22 protein-coding genes and 2 pseudogenes are annotated in these 23,585 nt (G+C 63.7%); 6 read left to right on the top strand and 18 right to left on the bottom strand.

The annotated features are described in order from the left end of the window. Window positions 1-57: 57 nt before the first annotated feature. Together EP867_RS09840 and EP867_RS09845 are read right to left on the bottom strand one after the other, a co-directional pair. Window positions 58-1,104 carry an acyl-CoA dehydrogenase family protein gene (locus EP867_RS09840; protein WP_128488633.1) on the bottom strand — a complete coding sequence of 349 codons (1,047 nt, stop codon included), beginning with the start codon at window positions 1,102-1,104 and terminating at the stop codon, window positions 58-60. Window positions 1,105-1,174: 70 nt separating this feature from the next. Next, window positions 1,175-2,347, bottom strand: a complete 1,173-nt coding sequence (locus EP867_RS09845) for an acyl-CoA dehydrogenase family protein (RefSeq protein WP_128488635.1) — start codon at window positions 2,345-2,347, stop codon at window positions 1,175-1,177. Between the two features lie 474 nt (window positions 2,348-2,821). Between EP867_RS09845 and EP867_RS09850 the strand changes: the two genes are divergently transcribed. Then, complete coding sequence (locus tag EP867_RS09850; protein ID WP_128488637.1) at window positions 2,822-3,589, top strand: enoyl-CoA hydratase/isomerase family protein; 768 nt, start codon at window positions 2,822-2,824, stop codon at window positions 3,587-3,589. Between the two features lie 103 nt (window positions 3,590-3,692). On the opposite strand, the gene EP867_RS09855 is transcribed toward EP867_RS09850, so the two are convergent. The 12 genes from EP867_RS09855 to EP867_RS09910 all read right to left on the bottom strand — a co-directional run bounded on the left by EP867_RS09855 (window position 3,693) and on the right by EP867_RS09910 (window position 14,305). Then, window positions 3,693-4,694, bottom strand: a complete 1,002-nt coding sequence (locus EP867_RS09855) for a LysR family transcriptional regulator (protein WP_128488639.1) — start codon at window positions 4,692-4,694, stop codon at window positions 3,693-3,695. 75 nt (window positions 4,695-4,769) lie between these two features. After that, a complete protein-coding gene (locus EP867_RS09860; RefSeq protein ID WP_128488641.1) occupies window positions 4,770-5,303 on the bottom strand; it encodes an SRPBCC family protein in 534 nt (177 codons plus the stop codon). Between the two features lie 11 nt (window positions 5,304-5,314). Beyond that, complete coding sequence (locus EP867_RS09865; protein ID WP_241656879.1) at window positions 5,315-6,256, bottom strand: VWA domain-containing protein; 942 nt, start codon at window positions 6,254-6,256, stop codon at window positions 5,315-5,317. Beyond that, window positions 6,253-6,807, bottom strand: coding sequence for a hypothetical protein (locus EP867_RS09870; RefSeq protein WP_128488645.1), 555 nt, complete (start codon window positions 6,805-6,807; stop codon window positions 6,253-6,255). Before EP867_RS09870 ends, EP867_RS09865 begins: the two co-directional genes overlap by 4 nt. Further along, complete coding sequence (locus EP867_RS09875) at window positions 6,804-7,817, bottom strand: vWA domain-containing protein (RefSeq protein WP_128488648.1); 1,014 nt, start codon at window positions 7,815-7,817, stop codon at window positions 6,804-6,806. The genes EP867_RS09870 and EP867_RS09875 overlap by 4 nt, the downstream gene beginning before the upstream one ends. After that, window positions 7,814-8,647, bottom strand: a complete 834-nt coding sequence (locus EP867_RS09880) for a hypothetical protein (RefSeq protein WP_128488650.1) — start codon at window positions 8,645-8,647, stop codon at window positions 7,814-7,816. Before EP867_RS09880 ends, EP867_RS09875 begins: the two co-directional genes overlap by 4 nt. Continuing rightward, a complete protein-coding gene (locus EP867_RS09885; RefSeq protein WP_128488652.1) occupies window positions 8,644-9,516 on the bottom strand; it encodes a DUF58 domain-containing protein in 873 nt (290 codons plus the stop codon). Before EP867_RS09885 ends, EP867_RS09880 begins: the two co-directional genes overlap by 4 nt. After that, window positions 9,513-10,544, bottom strand: coding sequence for an AAA family ATPase (locus EP867_RS09890; protein ID WP_128488654.1), 1,032 nt, complete (start codon window positions 10,542-10,544; stop codon window positions 9,513-9,515). The genes EP867_RS09885 and EP867_RS09890 overlap by 4 nt, the downstream gene beginning before the upstream one ends. Window positions 10,545-10,621: 77 nt before the next feature. After that, the gene (locus EP867_RS09895) at window positions 10,622-10,933 is read right to left on the bottom strand and encodes a methanol dehydrogenase [cytochrome c] subunit (RefSeq protein WP_128488656.1); all 312 of its coding nucleotides are present in this window, start codon (window positions 10,931-10,933) and stop codon (window positions 10,622-10,624) included. A gap of 50 nt (window positions 10,934-10,983) precedes the next feature. Next, window positions 10,984-11,496, bottom strand: a complete 513-nt coding sequence (moxG, locus tag EP867_RS09900) for a cytochrome c(L), periplasmic (protein WP_128488658.1) — start codon at window positions 11,494-11,496, stop codon at window positions 10,984-10,986. Window positions 11,497-11,505: 9 nt separating this feature from the next. After that, window positions 11,506-12,348 carry a methanol oxidation system protein MoxJ gene (moxJ, locus tag EP867_RS09905; protein ID WP_128488660.1) on the bottom strand — a complete coding sequence of 281 codons (843 nt, stop codon included), beginning with the start codon at window positions 12,346-12,348 and terminating at the stop codon, window positions 11,506-11,508. A gap of 61 nt (window positions 12,349-12,409) precedes the next feature. Next, on the bottom strand, window positions 12,410-14,305 hold the full coding sequence (locus EP867_RS09910) for a methanol/ethanol family PQQ-dependent dehydrogenase (RefSeq protein ID WP_323749936.1): 1,896 nt from the start codon (window positions 14,303-14,305) through the stop codon (window positions 12,410-12,412). Window positions 14,306-14,624: 319 nt separating this feature from the next. Here EP867_RS09910 and EP867_RS09915 point away from each other — a divergent pair, with 319 nt between their 5' ends. From EP867_RS09915 to EP867_RS09925, 3 genes are read left to right on the top strand one after another with little or no spacing between them, the layout of a single operon-like run. Beyond that, on the top strand, window positions 14,625-15,104 hold the full coding sequence (locus tag EP867_RS09915) for a hypothetical protein (protein ID WP_128488662.1): 480 nt from the start codon (window positions 14,625-14,627) through the stop codon (window positions 15,102-15,104). Continuing rightward, a complete protein-coding gene (locus EP867_RS09920) occupies window positions 15,097-16,506 on the top strand; it encodes a sensor histidine kinase (RefSeq protein WP_128488664.1) in 1,410 nt (469 codons plus the stop codon). Before EP867_RS09915 ends, EP867_RS09920 begins: the two co-directional genes overlap by 8 nt. Continuing rightward, window positions 16,503-17,177 carry a response regulator transcription factor gene (locus EP867_RS09925; protein WP_128488666.1) on the top strand — a complete coding sequence of 225 codons (675 nt, stop codon included), beginning with the start codon at window positions 16,503-16,505 and terminating at the stop codon, window positions 17,175-17,177. The genes EP867_RS09920 and EP867_RS09925 overlap by 4 nt, the downstream gene beginning before the upstream one ends. Here EP867_RS09925 and EP867_RS09930 read toward each other — a convergent pair. From EP867_RS09930 to EP867_RS09940, 3 genes and pseudogenes are all read right to left on the bottom strand, one after another. After that, on the bottom strand, window positions 17,169-18,953 hold the full coding sequence (locus tag EP867_RS09930) for an Ig-like domain-containing protein (RefSeq protein ID WP_128488668.1): 1,785 nt from the start codon (window positions 18,951-18,953) through the stop codon (window positions 17,169-17,171). The two genes, EP867_RS09925 and EP867_RS09930, sit on opposite strands and share 9 nt — an antisense overlap. A 156-nt stretch (window positions 18,954-19,109) precedes the next feature. Then, window positions 19,110-19,547, bottom strand: a complete 438-nt coding sequence (locus EP867_RS09935) for a hypothetical protein (RefSeq protein WP_128488670.1) — start codon at window positions 19,545-19,547, stop codon at window positions 19,110-19,112. 733 nt (window positions 19,548-20,280) lie between these two features. Beyond that, a pseudogene (locus EP867_RS09940) lies at window positions 20,281-20,400 on the bottom strand (IS481 family transposase); the annotation flags it as partial. Window positions 20,401-20,511: 111 nt separating this feature from the next. Here EP867_RS09940 and istA point away from each other — a divergent pair. After that, window positions 20,512-22,008, top strand: coding sequence for an IS21 family transposase (istA, locus tag EP867_RS09945; RefSeq protein WP_128488672.1), 1,497 nt, complete (start codon window positions 20,512-20,514; stop codon window positions 22,006-22,008). Continuing rightward, window positions 22,005-22,760: an IS21-like element ISPve1 family helper ATPase IstB gene (istB, locus tag EP867_RS09950; protein ID WP_128488674.1), complete on the top strand. Its 756-nt coding sequence runs from the start codon at window positions 22,005-22,007 to the stop codon at window positions 22,758-22,760. Before istA ends, istB begins: the two co-directional genes overlap by 4 nt. Before the next feature lie 158 nt (window positions 22,761-22,918). Here the strand turns inward: istB and EP867_RS09955 are convergent. Then, window positions 22,919-23,340: pseudogene (locus EP867_RS09955) on the bottom strand (transposase); the annotation flags it as partial. Window positions 23,341-23,585 lie beyond the last annotated feature (245 nt).

Here is a 23,585-nt window from a genome sequence, read left to right on the forward strand (position 1 = left end):
GTTCCGACCGGGGGCCTGCGCTCGGGCGGCGCCTCCGGTCGTTCAGAGCAGGCCGCCTCAGGCGGCCGCGATCAGCTGCTCCACCGCGTCATCGGCGGAGCCAAAGTCATAGGCAGCCGCCAGCAGACGGCGGTTCAGGCGCGACACGCCCAGCTCTTCGGTCACGCCGATGCCGCCGTGGAACTGAATGACCTGCTGGGCGATCTGATGGGCCTGGCGCACCGCCAGCAGATAGGCCAGCGCGACCTGGCGCTGCGGCGCGGCTTCGGCGTTTTCCAGAAGGTTCTGGTTGAACAGCGTGAAGCAGAGTGCGCGGGCGTTCAGATAATCGGCATAGACCGCCGCAAAACGCTGACGCAGCACCTGGAACGAGGCGAGTTTCGCGCCGAACTGCTCGCGCTCGCCCAGATACTCGGCGGTGCGTTTCAGGGCCACCCCGGCCAGCGACACGATCTCCAGCGCGGTCAGACCGGCTCCCAGATCCTCTGCCGCCGCAATAAGACGCGCGGCGGCGTCACCTTCGGCCAGACGGCGGCCCTGAGCGAGCGCCTCGCCCGAAAGGCTCAGCTGCAGCGAGCAGCGCCCGTCAAGGCTGCGGCTGACCGAATGGCTGACGCCCGCAGCCGAAAGATCGACCAGCACCAGTTCCGCCGGAGCCTCAAGCGCCAGAAGCACATGGGTGGGCGCGTCATGGCCAAAGGGCGTGACCACGGTTTCACCGCCGCGCAGCGCCGCGCTGAAGACAGGGCGGCTATAGGCGATACGCCAGCTGTTGTCGGCGATGCCGGCTGTGGCGGCCTCCCGCAGATCTGCGGGCGCGGCGCTCAGAAGCCAGGGAACCACCGCACAGCCCGCGACCAGCGGCGCGGCGGGGGCATGGCGCGCGGCCCCTTCGACGATGGCCGCCACTGTGGCCAGATCCGCACCAAGGCCACCGGCCTCCTCGGGCAGCAGGCACAGCGGCCAGCCCATCTCTGTCATCCCCGCCCAGGTCTGAGTGCTGGTCTCAGGCGCAAGGGGTTCAGGGATCAGGCTGGCGACAAAACGATCAGCTTCCGCAAAGATCTGCGGGTCGGTCATAGGCGCAAAATCGAGCGTGGACATGCTCTGAAATTCCTTCGAAACAGGGGCTTTGATCCGGGGAGGCTGCGTCAGGCGGCCTGCCCGCCGGGGCTCAGCGGCCCAAAAGCTCGCGGGCGATCATATCGCGCTGCACTTCGCTGCTGCCGCCATAGATCGTATTGGCGCGGTGCAGCAGATAGTTGCGGATGGCGAGGACCTTCGCGTCATAACCCGCGGTTTCGCCATCGGGATAAAACTGCGCGATGACCTCCGGACCCACGATGGCGAGGATCATCTCATCGATTTCCTGCACCAGTTCCGAGGCGATGAGCTTCATGACCGAAGGCGCAATCCCCAGCGGACGCCCCTCCATGGTATCGGCCACGGCCTGACGGCCCTGCTCGCGCAACCCGATCATCCGCGCTTCGATCACGGCCATGCGTGCCAGCGCGGCTTCGCGGCGACGCCGCTGCGAGGGGGCGGAGAGCTCGCTCTCCACCAGCGCTTTCAGCGCGGCGAAGGCTTTGAAAAGGCCCGCCGTATTGGCCGAGGAGAGCCGCTCGTGCCCAAGCAGATACTTCGCCACCGTCCAGCCATCGCCCTCATCCCCGAGGCGGTTTTCAACCGGGACTTCCACATCATCAAGGAAGACTTCATTGACGTGGTGGAAGCCGTCGAGGGTGCGGATCGGGCGCACGGTGATGCCTTTCGACTTCACCGGGATCAACAGCAGCGTAATGCCCTTTTGCTTACGATCCTCGCGTGAGGTCCGCACAAGGGTATACATCAGATCGGCTTCATGGGCATGCGAGGTCCAGATCTTCTGGCCGTTGACGATGTATTTATCGCCCTCGCGCCGCGCCGCGCATTTCAGCGAGGCCAGATCCGACCCGGCCCCCGGCTCGGAAAAGCCCTGGCACCACCAGTCCGTGCCGTTCAGAATGCCCGGAAGGAAGCGCTGCTTCTGCTCTTCGGTGCCGTATTTGATCAGGGTCGGACCAAGATGGCGCAGGCCGTGGTGATAAAGCGGCGGGCAATCGCATTCCGCCATCATCTCATCAAAGATGAACCGCTGCCGGGCGTCCCAGCCCATGCCGCCAAATTCCTTCGGCCAGCCCGGAGCGCCCCAGCCTTTGGCATAAAGGATCTGCTGCCATTCTGCCCAGGGCCCGCGCGAGAGCTTTCGGTTTTCGCGCATGATCTTCCGGGTCGGTTCCGGACAGACGGACAGTGCAAATTCCCGCACCTCGGCGGCAAAAGCTGCATAATCAACAGCAGTGGTCATCGTCTTCTCCCATGCGCCACCCCGGCATCACGAAGTCTCGTGACCGCGCCGCAGATGGCCGATTTCAGGTCCGGAGCCTCTCACACCCACCCTGCGCCGAACATTGACAGAGCGCGCAGGCAGCCGGTCCCTGGCCCCTTCGCCGTGACCCTTGCACAGCCGGTCGGGGAAACACTAATGCCGGATGCGCAAAGCTTTATGGCAATTCAGGCAAGATAAACCTCCAGGCGGAGGACCAGATGAGTCCCCCTTGCGCAAAAGCCCGGCAGCAGTCCCTTGCGCCGGCGCGGAAGGATGCCTGGCGCGCGCAGGGTCGCCACAGATGCCACCGCCGTAAGCCCGGCGGACCGGGCCGCCCGCTCAGGGCTGCCCGGTAAAATAGTGGCAGATCTGCAATGAAGCTGTGTTCATCGCGCACAAGTCAATCTGCAGCACCTGAGGCATCTTCCCGGCGGAACTCTCAGGGAGGCAACTTTGTCTGACGAAATTATCACGCTCGACGTCCGGGACTATGTCGCGACGATCACTCTGAACCGCGGCCCGGTGAACGCCATGAACAGCGAGATGCGCAATCGCTTCGTGGCCATTCTCGACGAGGTGAACGAGCGCGACGACATTCGTGCGGCGGTTCTGTGCAGCAGCCAGAAGGTCTTTTGCGCCGGTGCCGATCTGCGCGACCGTCCCGATGGCCGCCCCGGCACCTTCGGCGCGCATAACCGCGTCACCCGCGAATGCTTCAACGCCATCGTCGAATGCTCAAAGCCGATCGTGGCCGCCGTCAATGGTGCAGCGCTTGGCATGGGCTTTGCCATCGCCGCCTTCTCGGATGTCGTTGTGGCCTCAGAGCAGGCAAGCTTCGGCATGCCCGAGATTGATGTGGGCCTCGCAGGCGGCGCGGCCATGCTGAAGACCGTGCTCGGTCGCGGCAATATGCGGATGATGTTCCTGACCGGTGCAAGGTTCTCGGGCGCAGAGATGTATCGCATGGGGGTCGTCAATATCCTCGTTGCACCCGACCAGGTTCACGCAGAGGCCCAGCGTCTGGCCGCCGTGATCGCCTCCAAGGCCCCGCTGGCGGTCGCTTATGCGAAACGCTCGTGCAATATGGCCGATCTGATGCCCACGCGCGATGCCTACCGCTTCGAGCAGGATTTCACCGTCGCGCTGTCGAAGACGGAAGATGCCGTCGAAGCCCGCACCGCGATGCTGGAAAAGCGCCCGCCGGTCTATCGCGGACGCTGAGCCCGACCGGCTGCGGGTGGGGGCGCCTGCGCAGCGCGCCCCTGCCCGCACCACGACCCGTCCTGCCCGCGAAGGCTGGACGGCTGATAAAGTTCCGCAGTGCTCAGCCCTCCGGCAGATCCGGTCTGAGCCGGGCCTCATCTGCACAAAGGGCGCTGAGCGCCGCGAGAAGCGCAGTCCTCGCCCGACATTTCCGCCGCCCGGAATAAACCGCCCCGATCTTTCGCGCGGGAAGAGCAACGGGACGAAGCTGTACTCCCTCTTTGCCATAAAGCGAAAGCGTCAGACCCGGCGCGAGGCAGACACCAAGCCCCTGTCGCACCAGGCCGAGCATGGCGGAATAGCTGCGCACGCGGGCCACGACACTCTGCCCCGGCGCTTTGGCCGCAAACCAGGCCCGCGCCGCCTGCCCGGCCCCTGAGCCGGAGGGAAGTTGCACCGAGGGTGAGATCTCCGCCAGCGCCTCTGCCCCATCGGCGCAAAGGCCGTCTGGCCGCGTTATGCCCGAGGGTGCCACCAGAAACCAGGGATCCGACAGCAGACCCTCTGCCGCGAAACCCTCTGGCAGAGGATCAGCCGCCGTCAGATCGACGAGGGCGACATCGGCCTGCCCGGCCTCCAGCATGGCGAGAACCGTCGCCGTATCGGCTTCCTGCAGATCGAAGGTCCGGGCCGGATTCTCCTGCAAAACGCTGCCGATCGCGCCCGGCACCAGCGCCTGCAGGACCGAAGGAAGACCCGCAATCCGCAGGGGCGGACCTGGCCTTCCGGAGGTCTCGGCCAGCAGCAGCTGCAAAGCCTCCTGCTGGCGCAACATCGCCGTGGCGTGACTGAGAAAGGCGGTGCCGAAGGCCGTCAGCATCAGGCGACCGGCCCGCCGCGCAAAGAGCGCCCGCCCCAGTTCCGTCTCAAGCGCGCGCAGATGCTGCGACACCGTCGGCTGGCTCAGATCAAGCAGCCGCGCGGCGCGGGTCACGCTGCCGGTGGCTGCGGTCACGCGAAAAACTTCGAGCCGCCGGGGCGACAGCGCCGCTGCGAGCCGTCGGTCTTCCGGGACCGGCGGCAGACGGCTGTCAGAGGTCAGAAGCTGGTCCCTGTAGCTCATGGAGGCGGTCCTTTCCGCTCGCTCACCCCGCGGCGCGAGGGGGGCAGAGAGACGCCCCCCGGCCCGACTGACAGGTCAGGATTTTTGCTCTGCACGGGCTTTCAGCCCTTCGAGCCCGCTGCGGATCAGCTCTTCGACGGCGGCCACGGCGGCCTCATCGCTGAAGCGCTCTTCGGGTTCATTGGTGGTATCGGCGCGAAAGAAGCTCGACTTCCAGGTCACCGAAGCGCCGTCCCCTTCGGGTGTGATTTTCACGGTGTGGGTGTAATGGCTGACGGGAAAGACCTCGATCGCCTCTTCGGAGAGCCGCCAGCGGATCTCCATCGCCGCATCGTCGATCCGGTCGATGCCATCCAGCACGCTGCCGCCTGCAACAAAGGTCACCCGGCGCTTTGCCCCGGCTCCGCTGCCCTCCATCTCCACCGAGGCCACCGCCGGATGCCAGTCGGCATAGAGGGCCGGATCGGACAGTAAGGCCCAAAGCCGATCGGGCGCGGCTGCGATCTCCAGGCTCTGCTCAGCCCGCTGCGGAGTGGGGCCATGGGCGAGGCCGAGATGGGGCACCAGCAGAAGCGGCAGGCTGAGAGCAAAGAAGCTACGGCGGTTCATCGAGGTTCCTTTCAGGTCTTCCGGGTCGTTTGTCGTGGGAAAAGAGAGGCAAGCCACAGCGCCGCCAGCAGGGCCGCGCCGATCGCGCCAAAGAGCGGCGCCAGGCTTTGGGAGAGGGTCATCTGCCGCGCGGGAACACGCGCCGCCGCGCGCAGGGCGGCTTCGATCCGGTCCGGACCGGCTTCCGGGGTCAGATAGCTGAGCCCGCGTGCGGCAGAGAGGTCAGAAAGATAGGCGTCCTGGCGGCGCGAGAGATGCTCGCTCCCCTCAAGGTCAGCCTCGCCATAGGGGTTGTTGCGGGGATGATAGCCGGGCCGGCTTTCGGCATCCGGTGGCGGGGCACCGAAACGGGCCGGGGCCTGTTGCAGATCCTCAGCCGCGTAAAATCCGTCCTCGCGGCCCAGATCGTCAAATTTCGGGATCGGAGCAGGCTCCGTCCCCCCAACGCCGAGCACCACACCGCCCGGACTTTCGCCCCGAAAGGCGGTCGGCCCTTCATAAGGCAGCGGCGGGGCCTCATGGCCGTCTGTCACGAACAAAAGCGCTGCCTCAAGCGCGGCCGCACGGCTGAGCGCATGGTTCAGCCCGCGCGAAATCAGGCTGTCCCCCTCCCAGGCCATGCGCCAGTCAAGCCCCTCGAGCGCCCCCGTCAGCGAGGCATAATCGGCGCAGACCTCAAGGGGCTCAAAAAGCGTCAGGCTGCGGCGCTCGGTAAAGAGGCCAAGAGCCACACGGCTGCCGCAGGGCCGCCCGGCGATCCAGGCTTTCAGACGCGACCGGGCAAACTCAAGCCGCGACTCCCCCGCCATATCGCGCACATTCATCGAGCGGGTGATATCGACCACCAGCAGCACATCCGTCACCGCCGCCCGGCGCGACACCCCCGGCGCAACAAGCGTAAGCAGGGCGCAGAGCACGACCAGAGAGGGCAGCAGCACACGCCCCCGCCTCACGGCGCACCTCTGGGAAGGCCCGGAAGATCGGTCCAGAGCTGTCGGGGGGCGCTTTCCTCCTCTTCCTCAGCGCCGCTTTGCAACGGGCGGGGCAGATCGCGCACCAGCCGCATCGCCAGCGCCAGGTTCAGCCGCGCATCATGATCGCCCGGGCGCAGATGCAATGCGGCGCGATAGGCGCTTTTGGCAAGATTGACATGCGGCACCGCATCATCCGCCCGCCCGACGTCAAGCAGGGCATATCCCGCACGCAGCCGGGCATTGCCGATGGCATACCGGGCCGCAGCCTGCATCCCGAGGGGCAGATCCGTCAGGCGCGTCAAAAGGCCCTCTGCCTCGTCGGCGCGGTCGCGCCGCGCCAGATCAAGGGTTCTTGCATAAAGCGCATAGGCCCCGGCAGGCTCCGGCAGCGCAGGGCTGCGCCCCTCTGCGACCGCACGGATATAGCCGTTCTCAAGGCTGAGCCGCCAGAGAGTATAGCCCGACCAGACCGCAAGGCAGAGAGCCGCGAGCAAGGTGAGGATCAATCCGAGATGGAAAAGCTGTCTCATGACCACCTCACCAGGGCGGCCGGACCCGCGCGGCGCAGCGGGATCTCAATAAGGCGCGCAAGCGTCAGCAAAAGCGCGGCCAGCCCGGCCAGAGCAAAAGCCCAGGCTGAGAGATCACGGCGGGGAATGCGGCTGGTGGTCACCAGACGGTGCTGCTCAAGGCGGTTGACCTCTTCAAGCGCTGCGGCCACCGCCCCGGCGTTCTCGGCCTCCCAAGCGTGATAGGGCACACCGAGGCGCTGCAGATAAAGGTGCAGATGCCGCTCGGGCCGGGTCTGGGGGGTGTTGCGCTCCCCCGGCGCGCCGTCATCAAAGATGCTGCGCGCGCCCTTTGTGCGCAGATAGAGCCAATAGAGGCTGACCTCCCGCGCTGCCGCAAGCTCCCGCAGCTGCTTTTGCACCTCCGGCGCGATCACGGCCGCCCCGTCTGAGACCATGACCACCGCCCGGGCCCCCGGCTGCGGTGCATCCTTCAGCATGTCCATCGCCAGCGCCAGACCGCGCCCCACATCGGTCTGCGACAGCCCCGCCTCCCCCTGGGCGGCGATGGCGGCCCGCAGGGCGCTGCGGCTGTCGGTCAGCGGCAGGACCATCAGCGGCGAGGTCGAAAACGCCGCCACCCCCACGCGGTCATCCGCGCGTCCGGCAATGAACTCCAGTAGGATGCGCCGGGCGGCTTCAGACTTGCTGTCCTCGCCCCCGCCCGGGCGGCGCCCGGCGAAGCTGTCATCCATGCTGGAGGAGCGGTCGATCAGCAGGACCATATTGGCCCCCTTCCCCTCCCGCGGCACCTCTCCCCCGCGCAGAAAAGGCCCCGACGCGCCGATGATGAAACCGGCAATGCCAAGCACCCCGGCCAGGTTGAGCGCGAAAACCGCCGGAGGCCACCGCCGCCGTCCCGGGCCAGCCCCAGGGGCGGGCAGAGCCTGGGGCAACAGCCAGCGGGTAAAGAGCGGAATGAGCGCCAGAGGCAGAGCCGTAAGCGCGAGGGGCCAGTCAAAGCCGATCACAGGAGCCCCCTTTCCGCGCGGCTCAGGCGCGAGACAAATTCGGGCGCGGGGGGGCCGGCAGGCTCAACCCCGAAAAACTGACGGTCAGAGGCGAGGAAAAATTCCGAGATCTCCGTGCTGAGCCGCTGAAACTCGGGCCGCGCGGCCAGAAACTCTGCCAGATCCGCACTCAGGACGACCCGCCCTGCGGCCTCGTCAAAGGCGCGGTGCAAAAGGCGGCGGGCCTCCGCAGGGCCGCGGCCAGAGCGATTGCGCAACTGCCGCGCGGCCCGGGTGAAGGGGCGTTTCCCGCGCTGATGAAAGGGCCAGGTGCCGTGATGGCGGGCAAGCCCCAACACCGACAGGGCAAAAGCGGCCAGAGCGGCGACAAACAGCACCGCGATCCGTCGCCCCGGCGCGGTGTGGACCGGCGGGTCGGGACGCATCTGCGCGGCAGACATATCGTCCGTCAGCGGGATCAGCGGTGCGGCGATGAAACTGAAAGCCGGCGCCTGCACCAGGCTGCCATCACTGAGCCGCAGGGACAGACCCGGCACCTCCCGACGATCCGCGGTGACGGCGGAGTAAAAGGTCTGCCAGTGCAGAAACAAAATGAACTGATCGCCGCGCCGCTCCTGGCGCAGGCTGCGCAGATCCAGCCAGTAATCTTTCGGACCCGGAAGCGGCAGGGATGCCGGATCAGGGCTGACCCCGGGCGGGAGCGTCAGACGCAGCTCCTGCACCAGCTCATCGCCGGGGAAATAGGCCGCAGGCGGCGGGGCGAGGCTTTCCACCAGCGGCGCGGACATTGCCGCCCCCGGCAGGAGGCACAGAGCAAGCGCGCGGATCATTCGAAGGCCCCCGCCAGCGCCTCAGTCAGCGCCTCCGGCTCAAGGCTGTCGCACACCTCCAGGGGCGTGATCCCATGGCTCGCAAAGAGGCTGCGCAGCGCGGCGTGACGCGATGCTGCCTCAGCGCGAAACCTGGCGGCGCGCGCCTTCGTGCGCAGCAGCAGACGGCGCGCCCCGGTCTCAGGGTCGTGGCCCTCCATCAGGCCAAAGCCCTCGCCCGGGTCTTCAAGACCACTGTCGCGCAGCCAGACGGGCAGCATCGGACGGGGCTGCAGCCGGGACAGAAGCGGCGTGATCTCCGGAACCCCGGCCTCAAAGTCTGATATCAGCACGACAAACACATTGCGCTGCGGAAGGGCATCGCAGGCCGCAGTCAGCCCCGCCAGACCCCGCCCGGAGGGGCGAAGCATCGCGATTTCATCGGCAATTCCCTGCGCCGAAGCCGCGTTGCGAAGGCCTGGCCCGCTTTGCAAAAGCCTCTCACCCGCCGCGATATGCAAAACCGCCGTATCGCCCCCCGCAACAGCCGCGCGCGCCATCCCGCCCGCCACCAGCGCGGCAAGCCCCTGCCGGTCTGAGGCTGCCCCGGCCGACAGAGAGGCGGAGGCGTCGAGAAGGATGTGAAGCTCAATGCGGACCCGATGCTGAAAGCGGCGCACCTGCAGGGCCCCGAAAGGGTCCGTCAGCGTGCGGCGCAGATCCAGGCGGCGCGGATCGGGATTTTGCAAAAAGCCGGCCACATCCGAGAAGATATCCCCCCCCGCGCGCCGCTGCGCCGCGTGACGGCCTTGCATCGCCCCGCTTTGCAGCCTTGCCAGCCGCCAGGCCAGCGGCTCAAAAAGCGAAAGATCGGCGGGCGAGACTGTCATTCCGCCGGCACCGCCACCCGGTCAAAAAGCGCTGCATAAAGTGCGGGGATCAGGCTGTCGCGGCGCGGCTCAAAGGCGGGAGCAAGGAAGGTCCGATGCCCCATCACCGCCGGAAAAACCGCCCGGATGTCGGCAGGCAGCACCATATCACGCCCCTCGGTCCAGGCCTGGGTCCGCGCGGCACGCACCAGCGCCTGCATGCCCCTGGGGCTGACCCCGCCGCGGATCATCCGCGCGGTGTCAACGCCCTCAAGGCGGATCCCCGCCTCTGAAGGGGCGCGCAAAGCGTCACAAAGATCATGAACATAGCGCTGTAGCGCGGGGCTTGCGTGAATGGTTTTCTGCAGTTCTGCGCTCAGGGCGTTGAGCGCGTGATAGGGCAAAATGCCCTCTCCAAGTCCGCCGATCAGGCTATCCGTGTCGTGAAAACGGGTCTCAAAGGCAAGGGCAATGCGATCTTCGCGCCGGGGCGGGGCGGCGACGGCGATCTCCATCATAAAACGATCCCGGGCGGCGGCGGGCAGCTCAAAGGTCTCATCCCGCTCAATCTGATTGCGATCGGCAAAGACCTGAATATGGGGGAAGTGATGCTCACGCCGGAACGCGGTGACCGAGCGTTCGGCCATCAGCCGCAGCAAAAGCGCATGGACCTGCGGACGCGAACGGTTGATTTCATTGAAGAAAAAGACCGAAAGATCCTCTCCGGCGGACAAAAGCGGCCCCGGCTCCACCCGGGGTCTTCCGTCCTCGTCGAGATGGGCATCATAAATCAGATCAGAGGGCAGCAGATCCACCGTGCCCTCAATGCGTGCGTAAGGACCGCCGATCACCCGCGCCAGGGCGCGCAGCAGGGTGGTTTTTCCGGTGCCCACATCGCCCTGCAACAGAACATGGCCGCGTGAGAGCACACAGATCAGCAAAAGCCGGATCACGCTTTTCTGGCCGAGAACAACCTGATTAAGCGCTGCCTCCGCCTCGTGAAAGCGTGCCTGCCACTCAGAAAGAGAGATCGTCCCGGAGGTCTTCATGCTGTTATTCCAAGAGTAAGGCGCGGCACCGGTGTCTGACTGGGAATGGAAGAACTGCCGGTGCCGCCTGCTTCGGGTCAGTTGACCTTGGGCAATTCTGTCTCGCTGTAGCCTTCGATCTTGCGCACGTCGTATTCGAAGCTGCCGGTGGTCTTCATATGCCAGATCCGCCAGGCGTTGCGGTGATCCATTGCGGCCAGGGCATCCCCCTGTTTCGACAGTTCTGCCGGGTCGTGCTGCGGATCGTATTGCGAGCCCTCGACCTTTTCGGGGTAGCCGGGCTTGGGCTCCCAGCAGTTGCCGGGGGCTTTGCAATTGGTGCCGTCATAGGCGAGGGCCGGGGCGGCAAGGGCAAGAAGGGCCGTCACAGCGCAGGAAATCAGTTTCATCTTGCAACTCCTCTGCTTGGGATCCGGGCGGGTGGTCTCCCCGCACCGGCTCATTTCTTCTTCGGCTCAAAAGGTTTGAAGGTTTCGCGCTGCTCTTTGGTCAGCCAGACGGCATCCTTTGGGTCGCCGGTATAGAGGTGGCGGACCCAGGCCATGGAGAGCAGCATTTCATCCAAAGTCAGACTGCCCCACATCGGCCCCATCTGGCCGGTCGCCCCGCCATAAAGGGTCGAAAAGAGGCCGACGTCGGTTTCGTTCTGAGGATAGGTCCAGTAGCTGTCGTTCAGCCCCGGCCCGATCTTGCCCTCGCCGTAATGCCCGTGGCAGCCCGAACACATGGTGTTATAGACTTCTTCGGCCTTTGCGAGGACGTCGGGGTTTTCGTTGTAGATATTCACGCCGGTCGCCAGGAATTCTTCCACGGCCGGGGTATCGCGCCCCTCTTCCATGGCATCGTCAAAGTTCAGCGGCGAGCCGTCGATGGTGTTGTAGAACTGAGGCATTGCCAGAGCCGGCAGGGCCGGCAGGACAAAAAGCATCAGCGGCAGTGCAAGGTATCGCATTACGTATCCTCAGAGAGACCGGTTGCCGCCCGGCGGCAGGGTGGGGATGCCTTCTTCTTTGAGGACAGCCTCAATGCGGTCCTTCGCGCGGGTCAGGGCCTCATCGACTTTTTCCAGAAGCCCGGGCTTTGAGCTGACCACGCCGACCGACTGGTCATATTGCAGCGGGATGATCCGCCCGTCAGAGCGTTCGATCTCATTGGTGATCAGCGTCATTTTCAGCGGCACGCGGCTGTCGCGCACATAGCGGGCGGCTTCAGGCGCAAAGATGATCGCCAGATCGGCCGTGCCTGCCGCCACCTCAGAGACCACGCGGTCCGCAGGCACCTGGGTGTATTTGTTGCGCCGGTCCTCAAAGTTGGTCAGCGAGGCCTGATAGATCATGTTGTATTCATACCGGCCGGTATATTTCATGATCGTCTCAGCCGGGCTGTGATAGCGATAGGCGACGGTTTTGATCCCTTCGCGGTCCAGATCCTGCCATTTCTCGCCGTCAAACCCCGCCTCTTCGCGGCTGATGAACGCATAGCCCGAGCGGTAGTACGGCTGGCTGGTCAGCAGGCGGCTGTCACCGCTGTCGACCCCCATCAACACATCGCAAAGACCCTTTTCGATGCCGTCCCGCACCAGATAGATCGCGTCATTGTCGATCTTCACCAGCTCAAGCGGCATCTGCATTTCCTCAGCCAGAACCCCGGCCAGGACATTCTCAAAGCCCGTCAGCGCGGCATTGGAATAGGGCGCATCTCTGGTGGAGGCACAGACGCGCAGTGCCTCAGTCTCTGCCGCGGCCGCCGCGTCTGATGCGACGAGCGTCAGCCCCGTCAGCAGGCAGCGAATGGTCGTATTCATGGTGTATTCCTCAGAACCTTCAAGGCGGGCAGCCGAAGCGGATCCGGCTGCCCTGCAAAGATCAGGTCGGGCTGCCGGGGATGTATTCACCGACGTTCGGATCAGAGTAAGGCCCTTCGCCATCGATAGAGAAGACCATCACGCCGCCGCCCATCTGGGTAAATTCCTTCAGACGTTTGAAGGCACCCACCGAGCCGAGACCTGCGGTCGGATCTGCCAGGTCAAAGACCAGACCCACACCCGGCCAGCCGCCGACGCCGTAGTAGATGGCGACATACTGGCGGCCCTCATGTTCATAGGTCATGGGGTGACCGATCACGCCCGAGGGCAGTTTGAACTTCCACAGCAGATCGCCGGTGTCGCTGTCACGCGCTTTGATGAAGCCGTCGAGGGTGCCGTAGAAGGTCAGCCCGCCTGCGGTGGCCATGGTGCCGCCCCAGACTGCAAAGCGCTCCATCTTCTCCCAGGCCATTTCGCCGGTGATGGCGTTATAGGCTTTGATCTGGCCCAGGCCGAGGGCGTTCTGGCGGTCGCCTTTGGGGCCCGGATACATATCAAGGGTTGCACCAACGAAGAACTGGCCTGCACGATAGGGCAGCTGGAAGGGCTCCCAGTCCATGCAGATGTGGTTGATGCCCATCATAAAGAGCTTACGATCGGGATCGTAGCTGTCGTGGCCCTGGTTGTGATAGCCCATGGCCGAGGGGCAGATGTCGCGTGCTTTGTGATCCATCCGGGTGCCGAATTCGGGATCCCGCACCGGAAGACCGGTGTCGAGCTGCACCTCTTTGACCCAGTTGACGGTGTCATCCATCTTATCGGCCGAGATCAGATCGCCGTTGGTGCGGTCAAGCGTATAGACGATCCCGTTGCGGTCCGGGTGGGTCAGAAGCTTGCGCATCTTCCCCTCTTTGTCTTCCTGCTCTGACAGCATCATCACGTTGACGCCGGCATAGTCCCATTCGTCATGCGGGGTTTTCTGATAGGCGAATTTCGCCTTGCCTGAGGTGGCCTCGCGGCCCCAGATCGCCATGGTCCATTTGTTGTCGCCCGGGCGCATCGTCTCGTTCCAGGGCGCGGGGTTGCCCGAGCCGTAGTAGAAGAGATCGATATCGGGGTCATAGGCATACCAGCCCCAGTTGGTGCCGCCGCCGATTTTCCAGGCGTCGCCCTCCCAGGTCTCGATGCCGAGGTTCTTCTGGCCGTAATGCGGGTTCGGCGCGTTGAAGTCATCGGCCAGCAGGATGTCCTCATCCGGGCCGGTCGCAAAGGAGCGCCAGACCTGCTCACCGGACTTCACGTTGTAGGCGGTGACATAGCCGCGCACACCGAGTTCCGCCCCGGAGGAGCCGACGATCACCATGTCTTTGATGACATAGGGCGCAATGGTCAGCGTAGCGCCGACTTTGATGTCGGCATTTTCCATCATCCAGACCGTCTCACCGGTCTCGGCATCCATGGCAACGATATGACCGTCAAGCTGGGTGCGGAAGACCAGGGCACCGCGCTCGTCATCGCCCGGCCAATAGGCCAGACCCCGGTTGACCACGTCACAGCAGGCCACTGTCCGCGCGGTCGGGTTCTGCTTGGGCTTATTCTGCCAGATGATGCGGCCGGGATCTTTCAGATCCAGCGCAAAGGTGGTGTTCGGGAAGGGCGAGTGGATGAACATTTTGTCACCCACGACCAGCGGCGTGCCCTCATGGCCGTGAAGCACACCGGTCGAGAAGGACCACGCCGGGCGCAGCCGTTTGACGGTCTCTTTGTTGATCTCCGTCATGGTCGAATAGTTCTGCGCGTTGTAATCGCGGCCGGTCATGACCCAGTTCGCCGGGTCTTTTGCAAGTTCGACCAGTTTATCATTCGCAAGTGCGGGTACCGCCATCAGCGGTGCGCCCATCAACATGCCCGCGAGTACCAGTCGCGATGTCCTGGACAACAGTCCTGTCAATCTCATCCCTTGGGTCCTCCTCTGTACCACGTCCGGGTCGGAAAGACGGCGCCGCTCCTGCGGGTCCCGCAATCTTCGTTCCCTTCGGCATTCCTCCGTATACAATTGAAACATCGGAAATTTTTTCTGTCAGCAGGCGAGATTTCCTGACTTTCACGGGATGAATATCCCGAGGGTCAGGGGGCAAATTCCCGAAATGCCCTCCCCCCTCAGCCTTTCGTCTGAGGCACCTGACGTTGCCTCATCCCTTTGGCTGACATAGCCTGTGAGGAGGTCAGAAGCCCCTTTGGCGAATCGCCGGAGGGGCTCTGATCAGGGAGGATATATGGAACGCGCAGAGACCCGGTCACGGATGATGTCTGCCGCGGTCCTGCTGCCGGCGCTGCTGGCATTGCAGGGCTGCTATGAAGACGGCGAGGCCGTAAACATTGCGACAGGCGAAACCACAGCCCGGAGCAGTGACGCCACGGAGACCCTCTGGCTTGAGCCGGGATCGCCTGTGGCCCCGGCCGCCTTTCTGAGCCGGCTGAGCGGAGAAGAGGAAGCCGCGCTCGCAGGGCTTCTGTCGCGGGCGGGGGGTCAATGGCGCGAAGAGCCGAGGATGATTGCCAACCGCTTTGCCGGGCTCTGGCGGGACAATGGCGCAACTCTGCCGCTCTCCGGGCTGATCACCGATTTTCTCGCGCTGCCGCGCCGGAGCGGGAACACCCTTTCCGCAGAGATCCAGTCTTACCGGGTGCTGCGCGATCAGGGCGAAGACCACCGGGGCGCACTGGCGCGTCTGGCGCAGGTGCGCCATGACTGACGCGGCTTTCCCCGATACTGCCGGGATGGCCGGCAGCGCGGCCGGCAGACAGCCGTCTTTGATGAAACGAGTGGCGCTGATCGCCGGGGCGACCGGGCTTGCCATGTGCCTGGCCGTTGCCACGCTGATCGTCCTGAATGCCCGCGTCGCAATCTGGCAGGAGACCCGCACGGCGCTTCAGAGCGCGGGCGCAACTCTGGGCGGCGGCCTGCGGATCGGAGCGCCGGGCGAGGAGACCGGGCCGCTTCTGATGCGGCTCGCCGCTGAGTTTGATGCCCTGCGCCACGTCTCTGCCTATGCCGTTGATGCCGGGGGCCATGCGCTGGCGCTGCCAGCCGGTCCTGCACAGGCCGAGGTGGAGAGCGACGATCACCCGCCATCCTGGTTTTCGGCCCTGATGCGGCATGAGACGGAAAGCGTCGACGTTCCCGTCCTCAATGCCGAAGGCGGGGTGATCGGGCGGCTGCATCTGACCACTGATCCGGCCGATGAGATCGAAGAGGTCTGGGAAGATTTCCGCGTGATCATCCCGCTGATCACGCTGAGTGCGGCGGTGATGGTTCTGATCGCGGTGGCCCTTTGCCGCGTCTTTCTGCGCCGCATCCGGGTTCTTGAAGCCATCGTTTCTGACATGCGCCGCGGCAACCTTGAGACGCGGGTGCCGCCGATGCAGGCGCGGGAATTCAGCGATCTGGGTCAGGGCATCAATGATCTGGCCGAGTTTCTCGCCCGTGAGCGCGCCGATAATATCGTGCTGCAACAGCGCATTCTGACCATCGGAGAGGATGAGCGCGCAAGGATCGCCTTTGATCTGCACGATCAGATGGGCCCGCGCCTCTTCGCGCTGACCAGCGCGCTCGAGCAGATCCGCTCTCTGACCGGCAGGGCGTCAGACGGTGCGCCGCTCAGCGAGGCGCTTGAGGCCAGCCTCAGCCATGCCCGCGCCGTTCAGTCCATGGCGCGCTCAGCCATCAATGATCTGCGCCCGATGGTGATCGGCCATGTGCCGCTGTGCGAGGCGCTGGAGGAACTGGTTGTGGAATTCGCAGGGCTTCACCCTGCCCCGGACATCCGGCTTGAAACCGGCTCCGGCCCGCTTCCGGCCCTCAGCGAGGTGGCCGAGCTTTCGGTCTACCGCTTCGTGCGCGAAAGCGTTCTGAATGCGCTGCGCCACGGCGGGGCCGACCGGATCACCATCCGGCTTGAGGATCACTCCGGGGCCCCCAAAAGCCTGCTGATCACCGTGAGCGACAATGGCAGCGGTCCCGATGAAACCCCGCCCCAGCCCGGACACGGGCTGAGCGGCATTATGGACCGCGCCCTCGCTCTGGGAGCCGTGTTCAAAGCTCCGTCCCGCGCGGGCGGATTGACTGTGACCAGCCTGAGGATGCCCCACCGATGAGCCTTGATTTCAGACAGACCGAAGCCCCCGGACGCAGCAGCCGGGTGGTGATCGTCGACGATCACCCGGTTGTGGCAGAGGGCTGGGGCCGCATCATCCGGGCAAGGTTCAACGCCGAGATCCACACCGCCGGGACGGTTCTGGAAGGCTGGCGGGCCTGGCGGCGCGAGGATCCGGATCTGATCGTCATCGATCTGACCCTCGGCGAGAACCGGGTCGCGGGCATTAAGCTGATTTCGCGTCTGCGCAAAATCGCCCCCGACCTTGCGATTCTGGTCTGCACCATGCACCACAGCCCGGTTCTCGCACGCCGCGCGCTGAAGACCGGGGCCAATGGCATCATCAACAAAGACTCGCCCCTCGAAGAAATCCACGCCGCCCTCGATCAGGTAATGGCGGGGGGGAATTTCATCGGCAACCGCCTGGCCACCCAGATCGCGCTGATGGAAGTGCAGGGCAGCCGCAATGACACCCCGCGCCTGACGTCGCGGGAGGAAGAGATTCTGGGGATGATCGCGGAGGGGCTTTCTTATCGCGAGATCGCGGAGCGCGCCTGCATCAGCTATAAAACCGTCAACAATATCTGCGTGGTTCTGCGCGATAAAATGGGGGCCTCAAGCCTCGCCAACCTGGTCGTCAAAGCGATCAGGCATTTCGACGGATCACGCTGAGCCGGCCCCGGAAGCCCGGCCGCGCAGTCTCCTTGGGGGGGGGCGTTTGCAACAGATCAGCGCCGCCCTGTCTGCGACCGCCCTTTCCGCTGAGAGCCGTGACGACACCCCCGCGCTCCCTTTCGCCCTCGACAAAAGAAAAGGGGGCAGGCCCATACTGCCCTGCCCCTCTTCGTCTTTCGCTGCACGCGCAGGGGGCGATGCCAAACTGTTCCAAGGGTGCTGATGGCGGACAGTTGCGGAGGCGGTATTGACGTAAGGCCCGGTTGCATTGACCCGCGCGGTCATCGTGAGAATCCGGCTCTCGCCAACAGCCAAAGATCCTACGGTCCAGAGACCCGTGCCCGGCACATAACTGCCGTCCGAGTTATCGCTGATGAGGGTGTAGCCCGCAGGCAGCTGATCGGTGACCCGCACATTGGTGGCGGGAGAAGTGCCGTTGTTGACGACCGTCAGCGTAAAGGTGACCTCAGAGCCGACGAGGGGTGCAGAATTGCTGACGGTTTTCGCAATCCCGATGTCAGCGACAGGGGGAACCGGGACTGTCGTCGTTGTGCTGGTGTTATTGCCGGGAACGGGGTCCGGCTGATCGCCGGTTGCCACGGCAGTATTGTCGTAAGGCCCGGTCGGGTTCACCACGGCCACAATCCGCAACGTGCGGCTGGCGCCATTGGCAAGGCTGCCCACCACCCAGCCCCCGGTCGCGGGGTCGTAACTCCCGCCGGAATCGTCAGAGACCCAAGTGTAGCCTGCCGAAAGCCGATCGGTGACCCGCACATTGGTCGCGTCTGACAGGCCATCGTTGCGAACGGTCAGAGTAAAGGTGACCTGAGATCCGATGATCGGGTTGGCCGCACTGGCCGTCTTCAGCATCTGCAGATCACTGCGCGGCGAACAGGTCACGGTGAGCGTGGCGATGTTTGAGATCTGCGCATCATTATCGCGGATCTGGTAGCGCGCCGGGGTCGGGTTCCCCGCAAAACCGCTCGCCGGGGTGAAGACCGTGCGGCCGTCAGAGGTGACCTGCCAGACCCCCTGCCCCGGAACCGTCAGACGTTTTCCGTCAGCGCTCACCGAGGAGCCGGCCGGCTGACCATTGGTCAGAAGAACGATACTGCCGTTGTTCAGCCCCGAGCCGCCCCGGTCAGTGTCATTGCTGAAGGGCGTGAAGGTGACTACGGTCCCGACCGCCTGCCCCGAGATGACATCATCCGCCGCAAGCGGCGGAACCAGAGTGCGCTGGCTGCGGATGGTACAGTCAAACTGCTGGTTGGCCTGAGTCACTGAGACCGTCCAGACGCCGGTACTGACGCTCGTGGGCGTGAAAGGCACCCCGTTCCGGGTACAGCTCAGCTGAGGGTTATAGAGAGACAGATCCGAAATGCTGCCGGACCGCATGGTCTCGGACAGACGATAGGTCCGCCCGGATTGCACGATGACCCCGCCGGTATCGGCGACGATCCCGGTGCTGCTGCCACCCGAACCTGCGGTGGCCAACACCGAATTGTTCGTCGTATCGGTGATCCGCAGATCGAACTGATCGGTGGGACGCGCACGCCCGTTGGAGCCGAGTTCTTTGGAAAGCTGGATCGCCGTCGCGGCTGAGGTCACCGAGGCCGCACAGACCGTGGGCCCGGGCGTCACATTGACCGGCAGAAAGCGCGCGGAGGGGATGATCTGCGCCGTCGTGCCCGGGTTAGAGGGGCCGCCGTTCGGGTTGGTCCAGTGCAGGCCCAGGTGGTTCTTACCGCCGACGTTATTCCAATAAATCCGCACCCAGCCGCAGCTGTTGTTAACGGGCGCATAGATGGTGCCGGGAAGCGAGCTGCGGGTGGTCTCCTGCGAGTAATTCGGCAGGCCCCCGACCGGAAGATTATAGGAGACGGTCTTATAGCTGTTGCTCAGGTAGCTTCCCGAGATGTCGATATCGACCTAGTCATCGTGGTTCAGCGAGAAGGTATAGTTTCCGGCGATCGGGAACTGCACCCTTGCCCACATCACCCGTCCCATCGCCCCGATCAGACAGGACGGCCCGTTTGGAGAACCGGAGCCGTCGGTGTCGGTATTGCAAAGCGTCTGCGAAGCGACGGTATAGTTGATGTTGGAACTGGTACCGCTGCGGATCACATGGCCGGGATCAGCCGAAAAGCTTTTCAGCACGCTGAGCGGATCGCCCGTCAGGTTGCGATAACGCTCTCTGCCGTCCAGCAGAGCGAGAGGATTGACGCGTTCAGAACCGCCGAAATCTTCCCAGATCACGTTTTGCGACAACCCCGGCCCGGCAGCGCTGACAGCCGCAAGGCCCGACAGAAGCATCGTGCCTGCGCTCCGGCGCAGAAAGCTGCCAGCACGGGTGATAATCTGCCGCATAACGTCCCCTCCCAGAGCGCAAAGGCTCAGCCGGCCGGCTGATGCCGGTGGGAGTATTGTTCGTCCGGCCCCTGTCGGGGCAAATGTGCCAGCTTCTGACCGCTTCCCGATCCGGTTGAGAGGGGGTCGCGGAACCGACCCGCAGATCTGCCTGAATGTCGAACGCCCAGAGTTGCCCCAGCTTTCGACATCACGGCTGCCCTCCGCAAAGGTCAGATTTGTTAACCGATACACACCATTCTTTGGCATGTAATTCCCCCGGTTAACGCACGCTGAACTCTGTGGCTTTAACCACACAAGAGCGTGAGCCGGTTTGGTGGAATTCGTGGGGTCGGGAGCGGGTTTAATCTTATCTGAAGAAGGAGAGACAAGAGTGGAGATAATAATTAATGATTATTATCAACAGGTTGTCATTTTCCTGCGTTGGGTGAAAAATAATACTCTGGATTTCCAGCCGCGTTTAAACCTGAGATTGCATTATCCGTGAGGACTTTCTCGCTGCACGTGTCTGCCTGTCCTCCGCCTTAGACACAAGGCGATAAAAAGCATACCTTTGGCTGTCTGGGGCGCGACTCAGATCACTTGCTTTGAAGGCCTCTCTGCCCGCTCAACAGCCCGTCAGCCCCCTCTATCGGAAGTGGGAATTCAGTGCCGGACGGAGCAGCCTGGCGAATTTGCCTTCGCCGTCGTGCTCCCTTACACGCCAGCCCCCCTTTCGCACGATCTTCTGCGCTTAGGTGTTCAGTCCCGGCATCTGGTGGATCGGATCGAGGATGAATCTTTCGGGCTCTGAAGTCCAGATTTTGCAGATGTATTCGTAAGGCGTAAGGCCGTTCAGGGTCTTCTGAGAACGGCGGTGCGAAATTCGACCACGGAAGCGGCGGCATGATGCGGCTGCGGGCGGCTTAAAAGTCGTCCAGTTTTCCCTTTCTGCTGCAGCAGGGAGGGCGTGGGGATTTACAGCGTGGAGCTATATCTGAGAGTTCGTCAGGCTTGTGCGGAGGGCATGAGCCAGCGGGAAGCGGCACGGGTGTTTAATGTGTCGCGGGACACGGTTCGGAAGATGATGTCGTTTTCGGTTCCGCCCGGCTACCGTCGATCGGTCGAAGTCCGCCGCCCGAAGCTCGATCCGTTTATCCCGATCATCGAGGGGTGGTTGGAGGCGGACCGGACCATGCCACGCAAGCAGCGGCATACGGCGAAGCGGGTGTTCGACCGGCTTCGCGATGAGTGTGGCTTCACCGGCGGCTATACGATCATCAAGGATTACATCCGGGAACGTGAGCGACGTGGCCAGGAAGTATTCGTGCCTCTGTCGCATCCGCCGGGCCACGCTCAGGCCGACTTCGGCGAAGCCCTGGTCCGGATCGGCGGGGTCGAGCAGAAGGCACACTTCTTCGTGCTGGACCTCCCGCACAGTGATGGCTGCTACGTCCGGGCTTATCCTGCAGCGGTGGCCGAGGCCTGGGTGGATGGCCATATCCATGCATTCGCGTTCTTCGGCGCGGTTCCCCAGTCTGTGCTCTACGACAACGACCGGTGCCTGGTGGCGAAGATCCTGCCGGATGGAATCAGAAAGCGCGCCTCGCTGTTCAGCGGGTTCCTGTCGCACTACCTGATCCGGGATCGCTATGGCCGGCCGGGCAAGGGCAACGACAAGGGGAATGTCGAAGGCCTGGTGGGCTATTCGCGGCGCAACTTCATGGTGCCGCTGCCGGAGTTCGGCACTTGGGACGGCTTCAACGTCTGGCTGGAGGAGCAATGCCGCAAGCGTCAGCGCGCCGTCCTGCGCGGCGAAAGCGAGACGATCGGTGAGAGATTACAGCGCGACCTTGCTGCGATCCGCCCGCTCCCCGCAGCCCCGTTCGATGCCTGCGATCAGGACAACGGCCGGGTCTCGTCGCAATCTCTGGTGCGCTACAAGACCAACGATTACTCGGTGCCGGTTGCATACGGCCACCAGGATGTCTGGATCCGGGGCTATATCCATGAGGTGGTGATCGGCTGCCGGGGCGAGGTGATCGCCCGCCATCCCCGGTGCTGGGATCGCGATGAACTGGTCTTCAACCCGATCCATTACCTTCCGTTGATCGAACAAAAGATCAATGCGTTGGATCAGGCGGCCCCGTTGCAGGGCTGGGACCTGCCGGAAGAGTTCGCCACCTTGCGCCGTCTGATGGAGGTGCGGATGAACCGACAGGGTCGGCGCGAATATGTCCAGGTCCTGCGGCTGTTGGAGGCCTTCGATCTGGCGGACGTGCGGGCGGCAGTGCTCCAGGCTCTTCGGATGGGGGCGCTCAGCTTCGATGCGGTGAAGCATCTGCTGCTGTGCCGGGTGGAGCATCGTCCGCCGCGACTGGACCTTGACTTCTATCCCTACCTGCCGAAAGCGACAGTCGAGAAGACCAGGGCGGGGTCTTACATGCGGCTGCTGTCGGGCGATGCGGAGGACGCTGCATGAGTGACGCCCCGGAAATCCTGCTCGCCCATCATCTCAAGGCGCTGAAGCTACCGACGTTCCTGCGCGAGCATCAGAAGCTGGCCCGCCAATGCGCGGCGGAAGGGCTGGACCATGTCCGATACCTGGCACGGCTTGTCGAACTCGAAATGATCGACCCGGAAAGGCGGATGGTTGACCGTCGCATCAAAGCCGCGAAATTCCCGGCCGTCAAAAGTCTGGACAGCTTCGACTTCGCGGCCATCCCCAAGCTTAACAAGATGCAGGTGCTGGAGCTGGCCCGGTGCGAATGGATCGAACGGCGCGAGAATGTCATTGCCCTCGGCCCTTCCGGCACCGGCAAGACCCATGTCGCTCTCGGCATCGGGCTGGCTGCCTGCCAGAAGGGTCTGTCCGTCGGCTTCACCACCGCCGCAGCCCTGGTCAGTGAAATGATGGAGGCCCGCGATGAACGCCGTCTGTTGCGCTTCCAGAAGCAGATGGCGGGATACAAGCTTCTCATCATCGACGAACTCGGCTTCGTGCCTCTGTCGAAGACGGGTGCCGAATTGCTGTTCGAGCTGATCTCGCAGCGCTATGAGCGCGGATCAACACTTATCACAAGCAATCTGCCTTTCGATGAATGGACCGAAACCTTCGGTTCTGAGCGACTGACCGGAGCGCTCCTCGACCGGCTGACCCACCATGTCAGCATCCTCGAAATGAACGGCGAAAGCTATCGCCTCGCAAACAGCAATGCCCGCAAGCGGCGCTGAGCTTGCTCCACACATCTGACGACAATTGGAGCTAAGGCGCCAGTGCGCCATGACACGCGCCAGCTATGTGAAAAGCGCGCGCGCCATGGCGCACACCCTCACCAACTGGCCTGGTTTTACTCCGCCGCTATGGCCGAGTTTTGCACCGCCGTTGACAGGTCGTCCAATAGCAGAGGCGCGACTTCACGGTGCGCCAGGATGGCGCCATCACTTCCCGCGATATCTCCGTGCTCAGCAAACGGTCACGGTTCTTGCTGAACACGGTAGGAACCCAGACCGGATCATCAATCCCGAGACCGCCAAACCAGCGGAACAGAAGGTTATATTCCATCTGTTCCATGAGCTGTCGCTCCGAGCGTATCGAAAAGAGGATCTGCAGCAGGCTTGCGCGGATCAGCCGTTCCGGAGCGATCGAGGGCCGGCCAAAATCAGTATAAAGCGCTGCAAATGTGGCATCCAAGCTGCCCAGAGCAGTATTTACTACCTGTCGGATCTTACGCAGAAGGATCCGCGCAGGGATCCGCGCCTCCAGATCGATATAGCTGAACAGCGACCCGCTCGTCTCGTCACTTCCCCGCATAATCACCCCAGTATGTTATTTGCAAAGGGTGAACATGTTCCGCAAACCGTGTCCACGCCCGACTATTTCAGCACCCTGTTCTCATGATCGCCGTCAACAAATTTGTCATGCCAATCCGGTCGGCAGTGCCGATTGTCGTGTTTTGTAGATGCGCAGGGTAGGAGACGGAACTGAGACGACGGTGAGCAGGCTCTCATACGCGGGTTGGTTACCGCATGACCGTGGTTTCGTCTTGGGGCTGCCTC

It is taken from the genome of Falsigemmobacter intermedius (assembly GCF_004054105.1).
GTDB classification, from domain to species: Bacteria; Pseudomonadota; Alphaproteobacteria; order Rhodobacterales; family Rhodobacteraceae; genus Wagnerdoeblera; species Wagnerdoeblera intermedia.